Source organism: Ruegeria sp. CDSC081, assembly GCF_059610485.1.
The window spans coordinates 1-1,272 of the sequence record NZ_JBXWNS010000022.1; the positions used below are offsets into that span (position 1 = coordinate 1).

1 protein-coding gene is annotated in these 1,272 nt (G+C 60.8%); it reads right to left on the reverse strand.

Annotation, left to right across the window (positions count from 1 at the left end):
• The coding region (glyA, locus tag AC2FH9_RS19870) for a serine hydroxymethyltransferase (RefSeq protein WP_496872726.1) at positions 1-1,272 on the reverse strand (1,272 nt) is incomplete at its 5' end.

The window sequence follows — 1,272 nt, forward strand, 5'->3', positions numbered from 1 at the left end:
TTACAGGTTTGGATAGATAGGGAATCTGGCGCAGAGGTTTGCGACTTCGGCTTTGACTTTGGCCTCGACCTCACCGTTACCGTCCTCGCCATTTGCGGCCAGACCGTCGACCACTTCGATGATCCAGTCGGCGATCTGGCGGAACTCGGCCTCGCCGAAGCCGCGGGTGGTGCCTGCGGGGCTGCCAAGGCGGATGCCGCTGGTCACCATCGGTTTTTCGGGATCGAACGGGACACCGTTCTTGTTGCAGGTGATATGCGCCCGGCCCAGTGCCTTTTCGGTCGCGTTGCCTTTGACGCCTTTAGGGCGCAGGTCCACCAGAACTACATGGGTGTCGGTGCCGTGGGTGACTGTGTCCAGCCCACCTTTGATCAACTGGTCCGACAGGGCCTGTGCGTTGGTGACCACCTGGGCGATGTAGTCCTTGAACTCGGGTCGCAGTGCTTCGCCAAAGGCCACGGCCTTGGCCGCGATGACATGCATCAGCGGGCCGCCCTGAATGCCAGGGAAGATGGCCGAGTTCACTTTCTTGGCGATCGCCTCGTCATTGGTCAGGATCATGCCGCCCCGCGGACCGCGCAGGGTTTTATGCGTGGTGGTAGTAGCCACATGCGCATGCGGGAAGGGCGATGGGTGTGCGCCTGTCGCGACCAGACCGGCGATATGGGCCATGTCGACATGCAGATAGGCGCCGACCATATCCGCGATCTCGCGCATGCGGGCAAAATCAATGATGCGCGGAATGGCCGACCCGCCTGCGATGATCAGCTTGGGCTGATGCTCTTTCGCCAGCGCTTCGATCTGGTCATAGTCGATCTGGTTGTCCTGTTTGCGCACACCGTAATGGACGGCGTTGAACCACTTGCCCGACTGGTTGGGTGCGGCGCCATGGGTCAGGTGGCCCCCCGCATCCAGGCTCATGCCCAGGATGGTGTCGCCGGGTTTGATCAGTGCCTGGAACACGCCCTGGTTTGCCTGAGAGCCAGAGTTCGGCTGGACGTTTGCAAAGCCGCAACCGAACAGCTTCTTGGCGCGGTCGATGGCCATATTTTCAGCGATATCAACAAATTGACACCCGCCATAGTACCGCCTGCCGGGGTATCCTTCGGCGTATTTGTTGGTCATCACCGAGCCCTGCGCTTCCATCACGGCAGCAGAGACGATGTTCTCGGACGCGATCAATTCGATCTCGTCGCGCTGACGGCCCAGCTCGGACGTGATCGAGCCGAACAGCTCTGGGTCGCGCGCTGAGAGAGACTGGGTGAAAAAACC